The following is an 18866-nucleotide window of genomic DNA, read 5'->3' as shown; positions in this document are numbered from 1 at the left end:
CTTGAGCCCGAAGCGCAAGCGGATATTGCAAAGGACTCCATCACAAGTTCTTCATCAACCGTTTAATGGCTTCTTTATAGATGGTGGAACGATGTCCGATTTTTTCTATAGTCACTATATTTGAGTTCACCCTAAAAATGACTCTGTAGGAGCTCACGCGTAGTTTGCGGTAATTTTTCAAAACGCCCGTTAAAGGTTGGCCGAAATGTTCAGGGTGCTCAGTGAGTTTGGCTAGAATAATTTTTTCGACGAGGGTCTTATTAGAGCCAAGTCGAGGGATATCTTCGCTGACAACATGCGGGTGGTATTCAAGAGTGTATTTCATTTCCAGGCGTCTTCATGGGAAATATACTTCACGCCGGGTTGATCCCTTTCCTCTGCAATTTGTGCCCAGATGGCATCTTCCTCGAGTTCAATCGCCGTCTCGATAAGCTCAATGGCTTTGCGCGCTACAGGCATATTATCTCGCTTGGCAAATCCAACGAGCATCTCCCCCAAGTCTTCAGGGAGAGTCAAATTGAGGCGTTTTTTTGAGGTTGGCATAAGAGTTTGATTCATGGATAATCAGGTTAAGTGTAACACAAGTGTATCACCCTTTCAAGTGCCCGTTCGTACGCGGTATTGCAGGGCTTCCATCATGTGGCCCACTTCAATCCAGTCTTTGCCATCCAAATCGGCAAGAGTGCGGGCCACTTTGAGCACGCGATGAATACCCCGCCCGGAAAGCGCATGGCGGGTTGCAGCGACCTTGAGCAGATCTTCCGTTTTAAGGTCCAGTTTTTCCTCCTTTAAAAGGCGCGGGGTCATGGCTTGATTGCATTCAATCCCGTGGTGGGCAAGGCGCGCTCGCTGCCGCTCGCGCGCGTCCACAACTCTGCCCAATAATGTTGCGGAGTCTTCCAACGCACTCAGGCGAAAATCTTCGTAAGGCAGGCGTGGCACCTCGATGTTCAGATCAATGCGGTCGAGCAAGGGACCGGAAAGTTTTCGTTGGTACTGCGCCACCCGCGCCGCCGTGCAGCTGCAGGGCTTTTCACGGTCGCCATAGTAACCGCAAGGACAAGGATTCATGGTGGCGATGAGTTGAAATTGGCAGGGGTAGACGCTGCTCCGCTTGCCGTGACGCAAGTGCAGTTCGCGAGCTTCCAGCGGTTCTCGCAGAGCTTCCAAAACCTCGCGATCAAACTCCGGGAATTCATCCATAAACAAAACTCCGTGATGCGCCAAGCTCACCTCCCCCGGCGCCAAGGAGGCGCCGCCACCGAGCAAGGCGTAGCGTGTGCTTCGGCTGTGCACGGCACGAAAAGGTCGCCGCAAAGACAAGTGAGAAAGGTTGTGCCCCGCCACGGAATGAATTTGCAAAACCTCCAAAAGTTCCCCCTCTTTGAGCGGCGGCAGAATGGAGGCAAAGGCTTCGCCCAAAAGGCTTTTTCCACTGCCCGGAGGGCCGTTCATGGCAAGGTGATGACCTCCTGCCGCCGCCACCAAGAGCGCCCGTTTGGCCGCGGTGTGCCCGGAAATATCAGAAAAATCCAAATGGAAGGCCTCCTCACCGCCGAGTCGGGCTCCAAAGCCCGCACCATCCAAAAGCCCCACCGCTCCCTCCTCAAAAATGGGCAAATCCTTCCCCTCAAAATAGTCCACCACCTGCCGCAAGTGTTCCGCTCCCCGCACCCGTAGCCCTTTCACCAGAGCGGCTTCCCTCAAATTCTCTCGTGGCACAATCACCTCAGTCGCGCCACACCGCTGAGCAAAAAGCAGGGCGGGGAGCACGCCGCTCACCCCGCGGAGCGAGCCATCCAAGCCCAGTTCTCCCAGGGTCCACACTCCGGCGGGCAGCGCCCGCAGCTGCTCGCTCTCCACCAAAAAGCCCAGCGCCATGGGCAGATCAAAATGACTCCCCTGTTTCGCCAAATCTGCGGGCGCCAAGTTCACCACTTTTCGTGTAAGCGGAAATTTAAATCCGCTGCTCACCAAGGCGCCGCGCACTCTATCTTTTGCCTCCTGCACACTCGTCCCCGCCATTCCAATAATGGAAAAAATCGGCATGCCCGCGCTCACGCTCAGCTCCAAACTCACCGGCAAAACCGTGAGCCCCTGCAAACAATAAGAAGGTAAAATGACCGCCATAATTTCGCGCTCAGCGCCTATTCAATAAAATGTTCCTCTATTGTGAACTCTCCCCGCGGGCTCACCAAAATTCCCACAAAATAAATCTGCCCAAATCGACAGTCTCCGGACCGCTCCCGCCATCTGTAAATCGCCTTCCTCAGCCGCTGAATTTTTCGCGTTGTTACACTTTCAACAACACCCCCAAATTTTTCATTCCGCCGCGCCTTCACTTCCACAAATCGAAGCCCCCCGGAAGCCTCCATAATCAAATCGATCTCCCCCTCCCTAAACCTCACATTCTTCTCCAGTAAACGCCAACCCCGCACCGTCTCCAGATACCGCGCCGCCCGCTCTTCCATTTCCAAACCAAAATTTTCCATATTCCCATTTTACTCCCTTGCACGATCAAGGTACTTATGACAAACTGGGAGGCCCGGCCCGGCAATCGCCCGGCCTTCTTGTCTCCCCCCTATGCCCGAAGACATCCGCATTCCGCCGCACAGTATTGAAGCCGAACGATCCGTGCTCGGCAGTATTATGATTGAAAAAAATGCCATCCTTAAGATTGCGGACATGCTGCATCCCGAGGATTTTTATTACGATATTCACGGCATCATTTACGGAGGGATGATGGAGTTGTTCACCAAACGCTCCCCCATCGACCTGCTCACCGTGCACACTTGGCTCAAAGACAACGGAAAGTTGGATGAAGTGGGAGGGCAAAGCTACCTCGAAGAACTCAGCAATGAGGTGCTCACGGCCTCCCATGTTTTCCAATACGCGACCATCGTAAAATCAAAATCCACTCTGCGAAAACTCATCAGTGCGGGAGGCTCCATCGCCGCATTGGGGTACAAAGAGGGGGAAGAAGTGGACGAGTTGGTGGATCAAGCGGAGCAAGAACTCTTTAAAGTCTCTCAAACCTTTTTGCGCAATCGCTTCGTCCACATCAAAGACATTTTGGCGGGAACTTACGAAAAAATTTCAGATCTACACGATCCCGAAGCGGCCGAAAAATACAAAGGACTCTCCACAGGTTTCCAATCCGTGGATCACATCCTCACCGGGCTTCAAGCCTCCGATCTCATTATTTTGGCGGCCCGCCCCTCCATGGGAAAAACCGCTTTTGCCCTCAACATGGGGCTCAACATCGCACTCAAGGGGAAAACCGTGGGTGTTATTTCGCTCGAAATGTCCAAAGAACAATTGGTGGAACGACTTTTTGTGTCCATGCTTGCCGTGGACAGTTGGAAGATGCGAACCGGCCAACTCACTCAAGAAGATTTTATGCGCATGGGACAAGTGATGGATCAACTCAACAACTGCCGCATGTTCATCGACGATTCTCCCGGAGCTTCCATTGCGGAACTTCGGGCCAAGGCACGGCGTTTACAAATGGAAAACGGCCTCGACATTTTGATTGTGGACTATCTCCAGCTCATGTCGATTGGAAAGGGCAGCACCTCCATCACCAACCGCGTGCAGGAAATTTCAGAAATCTCCAGATCTCTCAAGCAACTCGCACGAGAACTGCATGTGCCGATCATGGCCTTGTCTCAGCTCTCCCGCGCAGTGGAATCAAGGCCCGTCAAAATCCCGCAACTTTCCGATCTCCGTGAGTCCGGAGCCATTGAGCAAGATGCGGATGTGGTGCTCATGATGTACCGAGAAGATTATTATGAAGAAGACACCGATCGCCAGGGCATGACCGATATTTTTGTTCGCAAACACCGCCACGGTATGACCGGCCGTGCCGAACTCCTCTTCAAGAAGGAGCAAATGCGCTTTTTCGACATCGACCGTCAGCACACGGTAGAAGGAGCCTTTACACCGGAAGCGGCTTACTGAATAATCTAGCCACATGAGTTCTCAAGAATACCAGGATCGTTTAAGAAAAGCGGAGGAGCTTCGCAAGCTCGACATCAACCCCTACCCCTCCCGTTTTGAAAGCACGCACTCGATTGAGGCGGCCACCAAGCTCGGTGAAAAAAAGACGCGAACCGTGGATGAAATTCTGGCCGATAAAGGCCCCAAATCCCAAGTGACCATTCGTGGCCGCCTGATGACCTTTCGTGAACACGGCCGTCTCGCCTTCGCAAACCTCAAAGACTTTACGGGGACCGTACAAATTTGTTTCATGGAGCAGATCGCGCCCGCAGCGTACAAACTTTTGCGCAAATTGGACATGGGGGATTTTGTGGGTGTCAGCGGAGAACTATTTTACACCAAACACGGTCAACTCACGGTGCTGGTGAGCGAGTGGTCGTTCCTCGGAAAAACCCTGAACCCCCTCCCCGAAAAATGGCACGGCATTCAGGACCAAGAGCAGATCTACCGCCAACGCTACCTCGACCTCATTATGAACGAGGAAAGCATGCAAAGATTCTTGATGCGCAGCCGCTTCATCCAACTGGTTCGCGAATACCTCAATGGGCATGGATTCGTTGAAGTGGAAACTCCCGTGCTTGCCTCCACCGCATCCGGCGCCACCGCCCGCCCGTTCACCACACACCACAACGCCTTGGACATCGATGTCTACCTTCGCATCGCCCCTGAGCTGTACTTAAAACGCTGCATCGCGGGAGGCTTTGAACGCGTCTACGAATTCGCCAAATGTTTCCGCAACGAAGGCATGGACCCCTCGCATCTGCAGGAGTTCACCATGCTCGAATACTACGCGGCGTATTGGAATTACGAGGACAACATGAACTTCACCGAAGAAATGTTGACCCACGCCATCAAAGAACTGTTTGGAAGCACCAAAGTCACCATCCGCAGTCGTGACGGTGAAGACCGCATCGTGGACTTCAAAGCCCCTTGGCCCCGCCTGGATTTTGGAGAAATGATCAAAAAAGACAGCGGCATCGATATTTATGAACACTACGACGATGCCCCCGCCCTGCGCGCGGCCATAAAGGCTAAGAAAATTCAGATCGATGAAATGGACTCCATGGGTTACGGAAACCTCTGCGACTTCCTCTACAAAAAAGTCAGCCGGCCAAAATTGGTGGACCCTTGTTTTGTCATCAATCACCCGGCCAGCACCAAACCCCTCGCTCGCCGTAGCGACAAAAATCCCATGGTGTGTGAAACCTTCCAATTGCTCGTGAACACTTGGGAACTCATCAATGCTTACAGCGAAATCGTGGACCCCGTGGACCAAAAGAAACGCTTCGAAGACCAAGCCCTGGCCCGTGCCGGCGGCGATGAAGAAGCCATGGAAGTGGATCTGGATTATGTGAACTGCATGGAACACGGAATGCCTCCCATTTCAGGGTGGGGCGGCGGAATCGACCGCATCATCACGCTGCTCACACATCAAGACAACCTCCGCGACTGCGTGCTCTTCCCCCTCATGCGCCCTCTGGAAGAAAATGTAAAAGCTGAGAACAAAATGCGCGAAAAAGCTAGGGAAAAAATGAAGAAGGCGAAGAAAGCAGAAAAGAAATAACTCATTTATATGAAAATATTTTCAACCCTACTCTTGGCCACATTTCTACTCACGGCCTGCCAGCAAAACACCGAACTATCGTTTGATGAAAAGGCGGCTCAAGACGAAGCAGCCATGAATGAGAAACTTGCCGAAACCAGAGAAGAGAGAACTGAAGATCGAGAAGCGGCTGAGGAAAAATTTGCACAAATGGAGCCCACCGACGAAGATGGCGATGGTTACAAAACCTTCAATGATCCCGATTACGGCATTCAATTCGACTTCCCCGCCGATTGGACCTTTGAGATGGATGGATCCCTAGAGTTTTACCGCATTGACCTCTCCAAGCTGCCCATAATGGATGGTTGCCAAGAGGGCCAAGCTCATCTGATATTCACCCTCCCCATGTCAAAAGACGGCAATTTGTCGTTTGAGGACTTCATCCGCGCAAATCTTTACAGCGAGCAAGGTGGCATGGGCATGCTGGGCGGAAGTTTGCAAGCATTGACCTTGGGTGGTCAAAGCGCTTTTCAAGCAGAATCCTCAGGTTACGAAGCCATCCAGTGTCAAGACGAGACCTTTGTAGTGGAAACGAACGCCACCGAATATCTTTTCATTGGAGTATTCACGGGTGCCAATCATCAAGAGGCAGAGGCCATTCAAAAAATCCTCGACTCCCTGGTGATCAACTGATCGCCTCCACCCTTCTCTCCCACACTTTCAGATTTACCGAATGCGCCAAAATGTGGTGCTCTTTACAGAGCGGCGCGAGATAGTGCGGATCGTGGCGGTGGCTCAGGGCAAAGGTTTGCGTGTGGTGCAGCTGTTCCGCCGGCCTCCTGCAGCTGGCGATGGAGCACTTAGTGCCGTGTTCCTTCCGCAATACTTTCTTGGTTCGCACAGGCACATGTCGCGACTGCGTTTCAGGCAAATCCTCCGCAATAGCCACTTTTTCCTCTGCAATTTCTTGCTCCCTTCGGTCCAACATTTCCATCATCATTGCATTGAGGTCTATGCCTTTCCCCTGCAGCTCCAACAGGCGGCCCACAACTTTTTCATCCAAGTTCAAGTGCCCGGGCACAGATTTTACTTCAATTTGTGGCTTAAATAAGCCATTTGATTTTTGAAATCGCTCATCTCTCACCAAAGTTTCCACTGCGCTTTTGGGCAAAACCCTCACCGCTTCCGCCAAGTCCTCCTGGTTCGCCACAGTCGCAATAGAAGCCACCCTCGCCAGTTTATTCACACTCACTGCTCCACTCTCCAGCAGCTCCTTCAAAACAGGCACCCCCTCAAACTTCCTCTCCAGCTGTAAAACCCTTCTCACTTGCTCTTCACTCAAACCGGCCAACTTAAAAGAAAATTCAAAAATGGACCCGAAGCCGCGCTTCTCATAGAGTCGCCTCCGCTGCACCTCCGGCAGCAAGCCCATAAACTTCCTCCGCCACAAGAGAGCATTCTTTCCAAAAAACTTAGCTTTTCTATAGAGTTCAATGTCGGTCATAGCGAGGGGGTTATTGAAACTCCATTCTATCACAAAACCACCCCGTTAACAGGTTCAAATGCTCCTTTCCCCATGACAAAAACCACGGTGAGGGTGTAGTCACCTTTTGGGCGCCGCCATACCATTCGCTCGGCCCAATCGCCGCCCTCTCAACCATCGCCTCCGCCACAAAAAACTCTGCTAGACCTTCCCGATCAGGCCGTTTATGATGGAGGCAAGCCCAAGCGGCGCCCCTCACAAGCCTACCGGGCACCCGCCTCAACCCACCGTCCTCAACCCACCGCCTCAAGCCCCAATCCCCCTATGTTCGACCCTTCTTACGGCACCAGCGGATACACCCCCTCCCACTTTCACGAAAACAAACGAACGGAAACCGCTGCGCACTCACGCAAAAAATCCCTACCCAAACGCGTCCTAAAATGGGCTCTGGCCATCTTTGCCATCCTCATCTTTTTTGTATGGCTGCTCATGGGGCCGTTTCGATTCATGTTTTGGCGCACGGCGGGCTTCACCGGTTTTCCATTTGGCAATCGCACCTACCTTGTACTCTTTCAAAACAACTACGAACTGCGCCCCACCGGCGGCTTTATTTCCACTTACGGCGAACTCTCATTCAGTCACGGGCTCTTTTCCGGCCTGGAATTTCACGATGTCTACGGCGAAATCGACGATCACGAATTCATCGAACCCCCGCTCATTTTGAGTGCGCTCCTTTCAGGTGAAGGCTATCAAGGACACACATTCCGCGACGCAAACTTTGACCCGGACTTCACCATCGCCAAAGACGAACTCATTGAGTTTTACCAACTCACTCAGCCCAATGCCCGCGTCTCCGGCGTCATCGCGGCCGACTTTACCTTTTTGGAACAACTTGTGGGACTTTACGAGCCCCTCAAAATCGAAGAATACGAACTCACCGAGCAGAATCTTTTCGAAACGCTTTCATCCGTGGTCTCCGACATCGACCGTCACAACGAAGAGGCCTTGGCCGAGCGCAAAAACATCACCAGCCCCATCGTCAAAAAAATCCTGTTTAAAAGCATCATTCTTCCTTGGCGTCTGCTCACCATCCGGGATCTCACCGCCCAGGCTTTTGAAGAAAAACACCTGCTCGCCAGCTTCACCCGCAGTGGACTCCAAAAATCTTTCCACGCTCGAAACTGGGATGGAGCTCTACCTCAGTCGGACAGCGGAGACTTTTTGGCCATCAACGACGCCAACTATGGTGGGATGAAATCCAATCGCTACATCACTCGGGATATCCAATACGAACTCGAAGTCACCGGTCAAAACGATGTGCTCGGCAACCCCGTGGTCAAAGGCAAAGTCACCGTCACCCTTTCGCACGAAGGCAGCTGGAATATTCCTTTGAGCGGGCCTTACACCAGTTACCTTCGCACCATGATTCCTCTTGGCGCCAACATTGAAAACGGAGGCGAGATCACGGAGGATCGTGAGGATGTTCTGGTTTTGGGAGAAATGGTGAATCTACAGCCCGGCGAATCGGTCTCTTACTCTTACAGCTACGAACTCCCAGAATATGTGTGGAGCGAGGGGGTTTACCACCTGCATTTGCACAAACAGCCCGGAACCTTGGGCGACCGCTACCGAGTGCTTGTGCATCTCCCCCAAGGCGTGAGCATGGAATCCTCCTCATTTGAAGTGCGCGAAAATCTCGGCATTTTTGAGGGCGCTCTTCTCACGGATGCCGAATTGAGTTTTTCTCTTTTGGATGACGAGAGTTCCCCCAGAGTCGTGAGCCACGAAATCACTGCGCTCAACGAAATCACCATCGTGTTCAATGAGCCCCTGAACACCCAGCACGGCGAAGACCCCGCCAATTATGAAATCCTCGACACGGATTTCTCTGACTCCTCCGTGACCGATGCCCTCACCCTCACCAACATCCGTGTGGACGGCTCCGCTGTTATTTTGACCACCTCCGGCATGACCGAGCAAATTGAGGAACGCTACGAAATCACGCTCCGCGGCCTCACAGACAGCAGCGGCAACGCCATCACCCCAAACCCCCGCACCCTCACCGTAGTCCTCCGCGATCTTGTGGAGCCGGAGGAGCCGGAAGAATCGGAAGTCCCAGAGGAGGAAGTGCCCGTCGAGGAAGAGCCGATCACCGAATAGTCCAGAAAAACTTGGGTTAACCCAAAAACCGAACCTGGAGGTATTGACAAATCCACAAAAGGCTTTTAGGCTTGGGAACTAAACTAACCAATATGGGACAACTCACCACCACTGAAGGAATACCCACCGAAGAACAAAAACCAGAAATCGAGGGACCCCGCGCCCCAGAACTCCCCGCCAACCGAACTCCAGTTGAGAAGACATTCGAGCTTGTAGAAGGTGGAGTGGCCGCGGCCTTAGGCGCCCCTCAGCTCATGAAAGAAACAGCCTGCGAATGTCCAGAATCAGTGCGTACAATAACAGAAAGGATGCGTGCGCTCGCCACAAAACACAACAACTTTGGATTTGGTTCCCCGGAAGCCTTAGACACATTTCTCACCCGCCTGGGGAGCGGAGAAACCCAGCTTTCCCTCGATACGCTCAATACCATCAAGGCCTTAAAGCCACGAGAAACGCAGGGAAGCTACTTGGTACTTGCACAAATTAATGGTGAAACTTATCTCATGGAAAGTGCGCCAAGCAGGAAAGGACCCAACGGACAGGGTGACGCCGGAGTTTGGATTACCGCCACGGAGGCGGGAGCTAAGATAAGACAAGAAAACAGGATGGGCATAGGTACGGCTCTCAGTGCCGAAAATATCCTAAATCTTCTTCATCAGAACGGTGCAGTCGGCCTACAAATGGCTAATAAAGCAATGCTCGAAGCGCTCCAGAACCTTGGACTCTTTTCAACGGGCAGTACTAGAGAAGAATGGCTCTCCGATAGCGCCGCGCGCGGCAAGGCATGGTTTTGGCAGGCTGCGGAGGGTGATTCTAAGGAGGACCTTGCATACATTGCGAATCCCTTTAGGGGCGTGCGTGCTTTGCGAAATGTGACCCAAGAAGTCCAGAAAGCTGCTTAGGCTTGGCTTTTCTGCAATAAGGCCCGATAATGCAGGCAATGAATAAAATTGCCATTCTCGACTACGGAAGTCAGTACGCGCATCTCATTGCCACGCGGATTCGTCGGCTAGGCGTTTATAGTGAAATTTTGGACCCCGCAGACACAAGCGCCGAGTCTTTAAAAGAGTACAAAGGCATCATCCTTTCCGGAGGCCCGTCTTCGGTTTACGAAGCCGGCAGCCCCACGGCGCCCGCGGGTATGTTTGAGCTCGGGATCCCGATTTTGGGTATTTGTTATGGACACCAACTCCTCACGCATCTCCTCGGGGGGAAAGTGGAGCCGGGCCAAGGGCAGGGCCGTGAATTTGGAAAAGCAAAAATCACCGTGCAAAAAAATGAGGCTTTGTTCGACGGCTTTGAACAAGGGGAAGAGACGCAGGTATGGATGAGCCACGGAGACCGAGTCACCCAGTTGCCCGAAGGTTTTGAAATCCTCGCCTCTTCCACCGATGACGCCTACTCCGCCGTGGGAGATCTTCGCCGCAATTTTTACGGCATTCAATTTCACACCGAAGTAGTGCACACCGTGAAAGGCCCCATTCTGCTCGCCAACTTTTTGGACATTTGTGGCGCGGAGCGAGACTGGAATTTGGGCAACTTTGTGGATCACGCGGCCGCGGCCATCCAGGAGCAAGTGGGCGACCGTAAAGTCTTCATGCTCATCAGTGGCGGAGTGGACAGCACCGTGGCCTTTGTACTCCTGGTGAAAGCCCTGGGGCAAGACAGAGTGTACGGCCTCTTTGTGGACACCGGCTTTATGCGCAGCGGCGAGCGAGAAGAAGTGGAAGGAGCCCTGCACGCGGAGGGCATTCAGAACCTTCATGTCTACGATGGCAGAAACGACTTTTTTAAGGCCCTTGAAGGAATCCATGAACCAGAAAAGAAACGAGAAATCATCGGACGCGTCTTTTTGGAAATTCAACGCAAAATGGCTGCGCAACTGGAACTGAACCCGGAACATTGGCTCTTGGGCCAGGGCACCATTTATCCGGACACCATTGAATCCGGCGGCACCAAAAATTCCTCAAAAATAAAAACACACCACAACCGTGTGCCAGAAATAGAAGAGCTCATCAAACAAGGCCGCGTCATCGAACCCCTCAAAGACCTGTACAAAGACGAAGTGCGCGAAGTGGGCGAAAAGCTCGGCCTCCCGGCCTCGCTTGTTTGGCGCCACCCCTTCCCGGGCCCCGGCTTGGCGGTGCGCATCCTGTGCGCCGAAGCGGAAGACTGGCCCGAGCACCCCGCAGATTTGGAGGCCGCCATCCAAAACTTCCTCAAAGAAAAAAACAGTGCCCTGTCCGCCCGCATCCTTCCCATCAAATCCGTTGGGGTTCAGGGTGATTTCCGAACCTACCGTCACCCACTGGCCCTTTCAGGCCCCGCCACTTGGGAAGAACTGGCGCAACTCGCCCCGGCGCTCACCAATCGCTTCCCGGGAATCAATCGCGTGCTCTACACCCTGGCACCTCAAGGCATCACGGCCCTGCATTTCACGCCCGGATCTCTCACGCAATCCCGGGTGGAAACGCTACAAAAAGCAGACAAGTTGGCCATGCTCTGGCTCAAAGAAATCGGCCGCGCACGGGAAGTGTGGCAAATGCCCACCGTGCTGCTCCCCCTCTCCGTGAATACACCCGGCAAAGAATCCCTGGTGCTGCGCCCCATCGTTTCCGAGGAAGCCATGACCGCACATTTTGCCCAGCTCCCCATGCCGGAGCTCGCCGAACTGACCGCCACTCTCCTCCAAGACCCAAAAATTTCCGCCGTCTTCTACGACATCACCAACAAACCCCCCGCCACCATCGAGTGGGAGTAACCCTTTTTATATGAAAGAAAGCATCTTGACCAGTCTAAATTTTATCCTCGGTGGTCTAGGCATCCTTATCACTTTAAGCACCATAGTGGCTGGCGTTGCATGCCCCGTTTTTTTGATCATTGGGCTCATCGAAAAAGACCAAAAGAAACGCAAGAATTTGCTCAAAAAAGCATTACTCTTTTGCGTTGTACCTGCTGCAGCTATTGTCTTTCTGCTCGTTAGCTTTGCCCTTGTGAATGTTCTCCTGGGCGAACCAGTTCAGGGTTGACCCAAAACGGACCTCCCCAAAAGTGCATAAGTTTTTTCGAGCATCTCCTTTTCTTCCTCGGGCTCTTCATGATCGTAGCCCAAAAGGTGCAAAACACCGTGGGCAAACAAGAACCGAAGTTCTTCCTCCAAAGACTGTCCAATCTGCTCGGCCTGCTCTCGTGCTCGATCCACAGAAATGACCAACTGGCCCAAGTGGACAGGGTCTTCTAAAGAGAAAGACAAGACATCTGTAGGTCTGTCTTTTCCACGATACTGTTTATTGAGGGCGTGAATGGTCGAGTCATCCGTGAGCAAAAGTTCAAGGTCCTCATAATCCAAGCGCCCCATCACTTCCGGGAGCCTCGCCAAAAGCGTCTCAAATATGTGGGCATCAATGGCGTCATTTGCCTCATTGGCAAAGATAAGTTCAATCATGACCGCAGTATAAACCAGATATGTTTCGGCATCAAATCAGTGTCTCCGCAAGAGCAAGCCCAGGTAAAAATATAGTCAAAGTGGACAGCCTTTGTTAAGCTACAAAGTAGACAGTAAGCGGCATCCTTCACCCCACGCCACCATGAATGTACAAAACCCAAAGTTCACCCTCACGCGCAAGCAGGCGGCAGATCTTCTTGATGTCTCCACTCGCACAATCGACCGTTATATTCGAAACAAACGGCTCTCCGCCCGCAAAAAAGGAGGAAGCATTTTGCTCTCGGAAGAAGAACTCAACAACTTAAAAGTGTCTCAGTTCCAGAACATGCACGGAGCTTCTCCGGAGGTTCCTGGACGGGCTCACCGTCATGTGGATGGCAGCGCCGCGCGCGAAACGCAAGCCATCTTTGATGCCGAAACCGGGGAAATTGAGGAGACGATCGAAAAGCCCATTCCAATGGAAACCGGAGCACTCACTCAGCACAGCGCACGAGAGCAAGTCTTCGAAGAACTCTACGATCTGTCCCGAAGAGAAGTCCGCGAATACCACAACAAGCTGGAATCCGCCAACTACCGTCTTGGGCAATTGGAGACTCAAATGAAGCATTCCGTTCCCCTTCTAGAATACCACGAAAAAGAAGAATTGGTCCGTGAACAAGCACACCTCATCGATGGAAAAATCAAACGCCAAGAAGAATCCGTACAAATGATGGAACACGAACTTAAGGGAGAACGCTTCAACAAGAATATCGCCATCGGATTGCTCTTGGGCATCGTGGCCTTACAGCCGGTGCTTTGGCTGCTTTTGTAGAAAAGAATTCAATCAAGACACAAAGAGGGGCGACAGAGTGGTCGCTCCTTTTTAAAACTTGCGCTGCAGCATTCCCACAAAAATACCCAGCATCAAGAATCCGCTCAAGCTCTGCACACTCATCAGAAATTTGTCGAGTTCACTCAAGGGGACAATGTCTCCCAGTCCCAGCGTGGTGGTGACCACCGCAGAAAAGTAAAAGTAATCAAAAAGATGAGCAAGCCCGGGGGCAATCATCCGCTCTTCCCTTAAGGCATCAATGCTCCAGTAGAGAAGGGCAAAAAACAAGACAAAGCTCACCGTGGTTCCGGCCCAACGCAAAAGGCTGTTTCCGTAGCCACTCGTCAGCTCAAAGAAGACATATTCGCCATACGCAACGAATCGGCGGGCATAAAGGTAAGATTTCTTCCTAAATCGCATTTTCTGCAAATACGCAAAATGCTCCCGAAGCTTAAAGTTGTGTCGCTCATACAAAAACTCCAAAGAGCCATAGCACCGTTCCATCAGTTGGTAAAAATCCGGAATCTCCGTGGCGGAGAATCGCTTCTTATCCTTGCGGAACTCCTCTTCTTGAGCCATGAATGCTTCATCCATCCGTTCATAAAAATCAATGCTCTCCACCGTTTCACTCACCAGCTGAGCCTTCAGGTAACTGGCCAGCAAGTAGTAATAGCACAGTGCTCGCTCAATATGACTGTCTTTTGGAAGTCGCTTCAATTCCTCTTCAAAAAAAGGTTTCACATCGGCATAGCGATTGTAATCCCCCCGTTCCTCAATCCGGCGGACAGCCTCCTGAAAATCCATATTATTTTCCTGTTATGAACTCAGTGAATACAAAAAGAGCATAAAAGACAAACAGAAAGATCCCCTCTTTTTTCTCAAGCTTGCGGCCACTCTGCATAAAGGTGAACAAAAGCACCGCTCCGGTGAGCATAAAGAGCCCCGTCAAATGCACCAACCGTTCATCAAAGGCAAAGGGCTTGATGAGGGCCACAAGACCCACCACGATCGTGGCATCGGTCAGCACGGTACCCAAAATATCTCCAAGAGCCAGGGAATCGTAATGATGTCGCGCCGCCTTGATGGCAAAAAGCGTCTCCGGCAAAGTGGTTCCAAGACCCACAATAAACATTCCCACCAAAGCGGGGTTCAAATTGAGAGTGTCCGCCAACGCCACGCCGGATTCCACGGTGAAGTGAGAGCCCACCAATAAAACCACCATACTTGCAAGGAGCAGGAACAGGGTTTTAAAGGAGAACTCCGCTCGCACTTTTTTGATCGAGCCCTTGTTACGATTCAAGGCATGAACATGGAAGCAAAGGCCGGTCAGGATAAGCAGGAGCCCTTCGAGGCGAGAATAGTAACCGTTGTAACCCAAGGCCAGCGGCACCGCCAAGGCCAAAAAGTACCAATACTGATCTTTTAAAGTTTTACTTTCCACCTTAAGGCCTTTGCCCGCAAAAAGCAGCACCAGCACAAACACCAAACTCAGGTCTGCCACATTGGAACCAAAAAGCGTACCCACCCCAAAAGAAGGGATGCCTTGTAGGGCCGATTGGATGGAAATAAGGGTTTCGGGAAGCACGGAAATGGCCGCCACGATCAAGAATCCCACAATATGCTTGGAAAGCTTGAGCGAGGTCGCCAGTTTGGAAGAATAAAGGATCGCAGAGTCCGCGCTCTTGATGACAAGAAACAGAGAGACAAAAAAGAGAAGAAGGTTGAGCATAGGTTCTACAAAATCATCTTCTCATTATAACAGATTTGCAGGAAATTTCCTAGAGGGGTATGCTGCGCCAAGCAGACCTGAAGGGTTTGTTAAGCACTCGTGGCGGAATGGTAGACGCGCACGGTTCAGAACCGTGTCCGCTCACGCGGGTGGAAGTTCAAGTCTTCTCGAGTGCACCATACTCACCGCAGGTGAGCCTATAAAAGCCGTCCCGCTTAGCGGGACTCCTTGCTACCCAAGGGTTTGCTAAACAAAAACGCCGCGCAAGCGGCATCTTTGTTTCCAATCTAGAATCTTACTACCGAATCTGGTAGTTCAGCGTTACCGTGAGGGAAATCTCTTCCTCACCCGGTTCAATGCTGGGAACGGCGCCGCCGCCCATACCGACCTCATCAGACATGCTTTCCGCATAGTAGGCCCCCTTTCCATCGTAATAGTTGGAGTATTCGTAGTAGCTCACCATTCGTCCCAATCTCAGACCACTCTGCTTCGCAATTTGCTCTGCCTTGGCTTTGGCGGCGGCAATAGCCTCCTCTCTCGCCATGGATTTTGCAGACTCAGAATCATCCACTTCAAAGGCCACACTGCCAATCGTATTGGCCCCGGCGGCACTGGCCTTGCTGATGAGCGTTCCAATTTGGCTGAAATCTCCAAGCCGTACTTCCACCGTTTGGCTGAGGGTGTAGCCATCTTCTTCCTGGCCTTCGTCCGTCCAATTGTACTTGGGACTCAAGTTGTAGCCGGTGGTTTTGATGTCGGCGTCTTCAATGCCAAGACTCTTTATGGCATCCATCACCGCATTCATTTTTTCGGTATTGGCGGCCACCACTCCTTCGGAGGTCTCCCCATCGGTGGTCACTCCAAGTTGAATCACAGCGGTGTCGGGAACCACAAAGGCGCTGCCCTCCGCTTCTACAGAAATTTCCCGCACATAATTACCGGTAACCGAGGTCCAAATTTCAGAAATTCTAAAGAGCCAAAACAGAACCAAAGCGGCGCCAATAACGGCGAGCAAGGTAAAAACACGATTCGAAAGATCATAAGTATTTCTTTCTGCCATAATGGGGTGGTTAGATATCCCCATTAAAGCACATCACGCCAAATTTTGCACGCAATTTTTAAAGTCCTCCCCCTTGTCCTCAAAGTCTTTCCACAGGCTATAACTGGGAGAAGCACAAGAAAGTAAACATATTTTCCCCGGCTGAGTGGCGGCATAGGCAAATTGCACGGCCTTATTCATTTTCTGCGTCTCAAAGATCATAAAACCCTCTCGACTTTTGAGCATTCGATCTCCTGTTTTTGGGAAGAGCACAATGTTCCGCACCTTCATCCGTCGTAAAACTTTTTCCAGTTCAGAAAAATCATAGCCTCGGTCCTCGCCGCCCAAGAAGATGGTGTCCACTTTTTTGAGGGCCTTCAGCGCCATGATGGTGGACTCCGGCGTGGTGGAAATGGCATCGTCATAAAAACGAATTCCGTTGAACTCTCCCACAAACTCCAAACGATGGGACAGGGGCTTGAACGAGAGTATCCCCTTTTTAATCGTGGTCTCAGAAACCCCAAGCAATCGCGAAGCCGTAACCGCCGCCCGAACATTGTCGCGGTTGTGCTGGCCGAGCAGGGGGATCTCCGAATCCTTAAGAGGCAACTGGGTGGTGAAAGGAACCCGTTGTGCTCGGGTCTGCCAGCCTTTAATCAAACGGACTTTTGGATTGTAGATAAAGTGTGAACCATTGCGCATGAATCGAATACAGCGACTCTTTGCCCCATAATAATTCTCCAGGCCGCCATGATAGTTCATGTGTTCGGGGAAAAGATTGGTGACCACGGCAATGTCGGGTGAATATTCCAAATCCTCCAATTGGTAACTGGACAGTTCAAGTACAAATATTCCCTTAGATTTTTCCATCAAAGCAGAGAGCATGGGCTTACCAATATTCCCCAATAAATGGACCCGCTTGCCGCTCGTTTCCAAAAGATGCGCAATTAAAGAAGCCGTGGTGCTCTTCCCCTTGCTGCCGGTCACTCCAATCACCAAGCCGGGCTTTTCGGCAAAGAACAAATTACTGGCCGTGGTGTAGGGGCGCGTCACCATGGCACGGGGGATGCCGGGCGTTTTAACGACAAAATCAAAATCTTCCTGACGGAGTAAATAATTGGGGTCGAGGTCGCGATCTCCCACACCGATGCTGAGTTTGGGGTAGCGTTGCCTTAAGAATTCATGAGTCACCTTGCCTTCGCGGCCATAGCCCAAAATCAAAACGCTTTCCATCCCCAGAAGTTTGAAAGGCACAGGAACCGTGGGCGCCGGTGCAGTTTTGAATAAAACCTTGGGGTTCAGATTTTCTCCCTTTGCCATCGCATACGCCGCCCGCATCTCTTCAAAAGTCCCCACACAGTCAAAGGGTTTCATCGTGCCCTCTCCAAGCAGATCTTTAAAGAGAGGCTCCAGGGCCTTGTCTTCGTACAAATCTTTCCCAAAAATTTTAAGTAAATCTTTTTTGCTCAAAAAAGCGGAGAGCATCGTAAAGACAAAGACACACTTGGCACATTCACAACACCATACTGGGCGAAGCCCAGTCTCCCTGTCTATCAGTCCAGTCTTCCTGTCTGTTGGCCTAGCCTTATGTACCCTAAAACTTCGATTGCAACTGCTGAACACAGGAAAATATTGAGGATAGCGCACAAACATTTCCGCAATCCGGATTTCATAAAACGGCCGCAACAAAGAAAAATAAGTGATGTCCGGAGTCAAAAAATCCCGCGTATAGCCTTGCAGCAGGGCCTCAAATTCCTCCGATTTACTCCATTGGTGATTCACTTCCATTCCCTTGTACTGCACATTCCCAAAATTGCTGCTCTGCTCATTGCCCACCACGACATATCGGTAATCGTACAAAACAGCAGCCAAAAGGCCCAAAAACGCAAACACACCCGAAATGGGGACATGGCCGTTGAGAGCTCCCGGATGCGCTTCAAAAACCTGCGGATCCAGGTGCCGCATCAAACTCAAAGATTTCACTCCCATTATTTTTACCACCGCGGAAACGATGGGTGAAGAGCGCTCGGTGTCCGCCAAAAAAGCATCAAAATCCTTGCCCGCTTCTTTCAAAAGTTCCCCGGCCACAATCGAGTCTTTGCCCCCTCCAATTCCAAGTAAACTCCGGTCCTTCCGTGGAAAATCCACCGCCTCCGGCCGCGCGCTCTTTTTGAATGGAAATTTCGCAAACTTTCTCGGATCCAGCTTGTTGCGATACGCAAATTCCCCCAAGCCCTTTTTATAAATCGTGGTCCAAAATTCCGCCTGCTCCTTGCTGAGCGCGTACGGGATCTCCACTTTTTCCGGGCAATACAGTTTGTAATAACTTATTCCCAGCATCAAATGCACACTTTCCAGCACACGGTCCAAAAGGCCCGCCGGCAGATCTTTAAGCTGCGGCACGCGTGGCAAATCCACCGTTTCCGTAAAACGCATGACCTTTCCACCCTTCAAATGCATCTCATACGCAAACCGTACGCGTTTCTTTTCGGGCTCAAAAGAAGTGGAAACAAACCTGAAGAATTTCGCCATAGTACTCATCCAGCTCATTTTAACAGGCCCCGTCGAAACCCGCCGCATCGTGCTATTGACAAAAGCCAAGTTTCATGTCAATATACCCTCCTTCCAGGCACTTCAGTGCCTAACCATAAGGTCGC

The 18866-nt window shown here is 51.5% G+C and carries 13 protein-coding genes and 1 tRNA gene; 8 read left to right on the top strand and 6 right to left on the bottom strand.

The window, feature by feature from the left end:
- Nucleotides 1-231: 231 nt before the first annotated feature.
- Together WC777_01935 and WC777_01930 are read right to left on the bottom strand one after the other, a co-directional pair.
- A complete protein-coding gene (locus WC777_01935; GenBank protein MFA6023954.1) occupies nucleotides 232-2130 on the bottom strand; it encodes a YifB family Mg chelatase-like AAA ATPase in 1899 nt (632 codons plus the stop codon).
- Between the two features lie 17 nt (nucleotides 2131-2147).
- Entirely contained in the window at nucleotides 2148-2492 is a 345-nt protein-coding gene (locus WC777_01930; GenBank protein ID MFA6023953.1) for a YraN family protein, read from the bottom strand.
- A gap of 91 nt (nucleotides 2493-2583) precedes the next feature.
- Between WC777_01930 and dnaB the strand changes: the two genes are divergently transcribed.
- The 6 genes from dnaB (at nucleotide 2584) to guaA (ending at nucleotide 11946) form a co-directional block, all read left to right on the top strand.
- Nucleotides 2584-3969 (top strand): replicative DNA helicase, encoded by a 1386-nt coding sequence (gene dnaB, locus WC777_01925; GenBank protein MFA6023952.1) that lies wholly within the window; start codon nucleotides 2584-2586, stop codon nucleotides 3967-3969.
- Nucleotides 3970-3973: 4 nt separating this feature from the next.
- Nucleotides 3974-5563, top strand: coding sequence for a lysine--tRNA ligase (lysS, locus tag WC777_01920; protein MFA6023951.1), 1590 nt, complete (start codon nucleotides 3974-3976; stop codon nucleotides 5561-5563).
- Between the two features lie 9 nt (nucleotides 5564-5572).
- Nucleotides 5573-6406: a hypothetical protein gene (locus WC777_01915; GenBank protein MFA6023950.1), complete on the top strand. Its 834-nt coding sequence runs from the start codon at nucleotides 5573-5575 to the stop codon at nucleotides 6404-6406.
- A gap of 943 nt (nucleotides 6407-7349) precedes the next feature.
- Complete coding sequence (locus WC777_01910) at nucleotides 7350-9185, top strand: DUF4012 domain-containing protein (GenBank protein ID MFA6023949.1); 1836 nt, start codon at nucleotides 7350-7352, stop codon at nucleotides 9183-9185.
- Nucleotides 9186-9277: 92 nt separating this feature from the next.
- Nucleotides 9278-10087 carry a hypothetical protein gene (locus tag WC777_01905; protein MFA6023948.1) on the top strand — a complete coding sequence of 270 codons (810 nt, stop codon included), beginning with the start codon at nucleotides 9278-9280 and terminating at the stop codon, nucleotides 10085-10087.
- A gap of 38 nt (nucleotides 10088-10125) precedes the next feature.
- On the top strand, nucleotides 10126-11946 hold the full coding sequence (guaA, locus tag WC777_01900; GenBank protein ID MFA6023947.1) for a glutamine-hydrolyzing GMP synthase: 1821 nt from the start codon (nucleotides 10126-10128) through the stop codon (nucleotides 11944-11946).
- Between the two features lie 6 nt (nucleotides 11947-11952).
- Here guaA and ybeY read toward each other — a convergent pair whose 3' ends face one another.
- Complete coding sequence (gene ybeY, locus WC777_01895) at nucleotides 11953-12630, bottom strand: rRNA maturation RNase YbeY (protein ID MFA6023946.1); 678 nt, start codon at nucleotides 12628-12630, stop codon at nucleotides 11953-11955.
- 142 nt (nucleotides 12631-12772) lie between these two features.
- Here ybeY and WC777_01890 point away from each other — a divergent pair, with 142 nt between their 5' ends.
- On the top strand, nucleotides 12773-13441 hold the full coding sequence (locus tag WC777_01890; GenBank protein ID MFA6023945.1) for a helix-turn-helix domain-containing protein: 669 nt from the start codon (nucleotides 12773-12775) through the stop codon (nucleotides 13439-13441).
- Nucleotides 13442-13492: 51 nt separating this feature from the next.
- On the opposite strand, the gene WC777_01885 is transcribed toward WC777_01890, so the two are convergent.
- Nucleotides 13493-14245 (bottom strand): potassium channel family protein, encoded by a 753-nt coding sequence (locus WC777_01885; protein MFA6023944.1) that lies wholly within the window; start codon nucleotides 14243-14245, stop codon nucleotides 13493-13495.
- Between the two features lies 1 nt (nucleotide 14246).
- On the bottom strand, nucleotides 14247-15170 hold the full coding sequence (locus tag WC777_01880) for a hypothetical protein (GenBank protein ID MFA6023943.1): 924 nt from the start codon (nucleotides 15168-15170) through the stop codon (nucleotides 14247-14249).
- A gap of 93 nt (nucleotides 15171-15263) precedes the next feature.
- Between WC777_01880 and WC777_01875 the strand changes: the two genes are divergently transcribed.
- Nucleotides 15264-15349: transfer RNA gene (locus tag WC777_01875), tRNA-Leu, on the top strand.
- Nucleotides 15350-15468: 119 nt separating this feature from the next.
- Here WC777_01875 and murD read toward each other — a convergent pair.
- A complete protein-coding gene (gene murD, locus WC777_01870; protein MFA6023942.1) occupies nucleotides 15469-18741 on the bottom strand; it encodes a UDP-N-acetylmuramoyl-L-alanine--D-glutamate ligase in 3273 nt (1090 codons plus the stop codon).
- Between the last annotated feature and the right edge of the window lie 125 nt (nucleotides 18742-18866).

This window comes from Candidatus Gracilibacteria bacterium (genome assembly GCA_041661045.1).
Lineage (GTDB): Bacteria > Patescibacteriota > Gracilibacteria > UBA1369 > 2-02-FULL-48-14 > 2-02-FULL-48-14.
The sequence above is the reverse complement of the archived record's forward strand: the minus strand, read 5'-3'. Positions and strand labels throughout refer to the sequence as shown.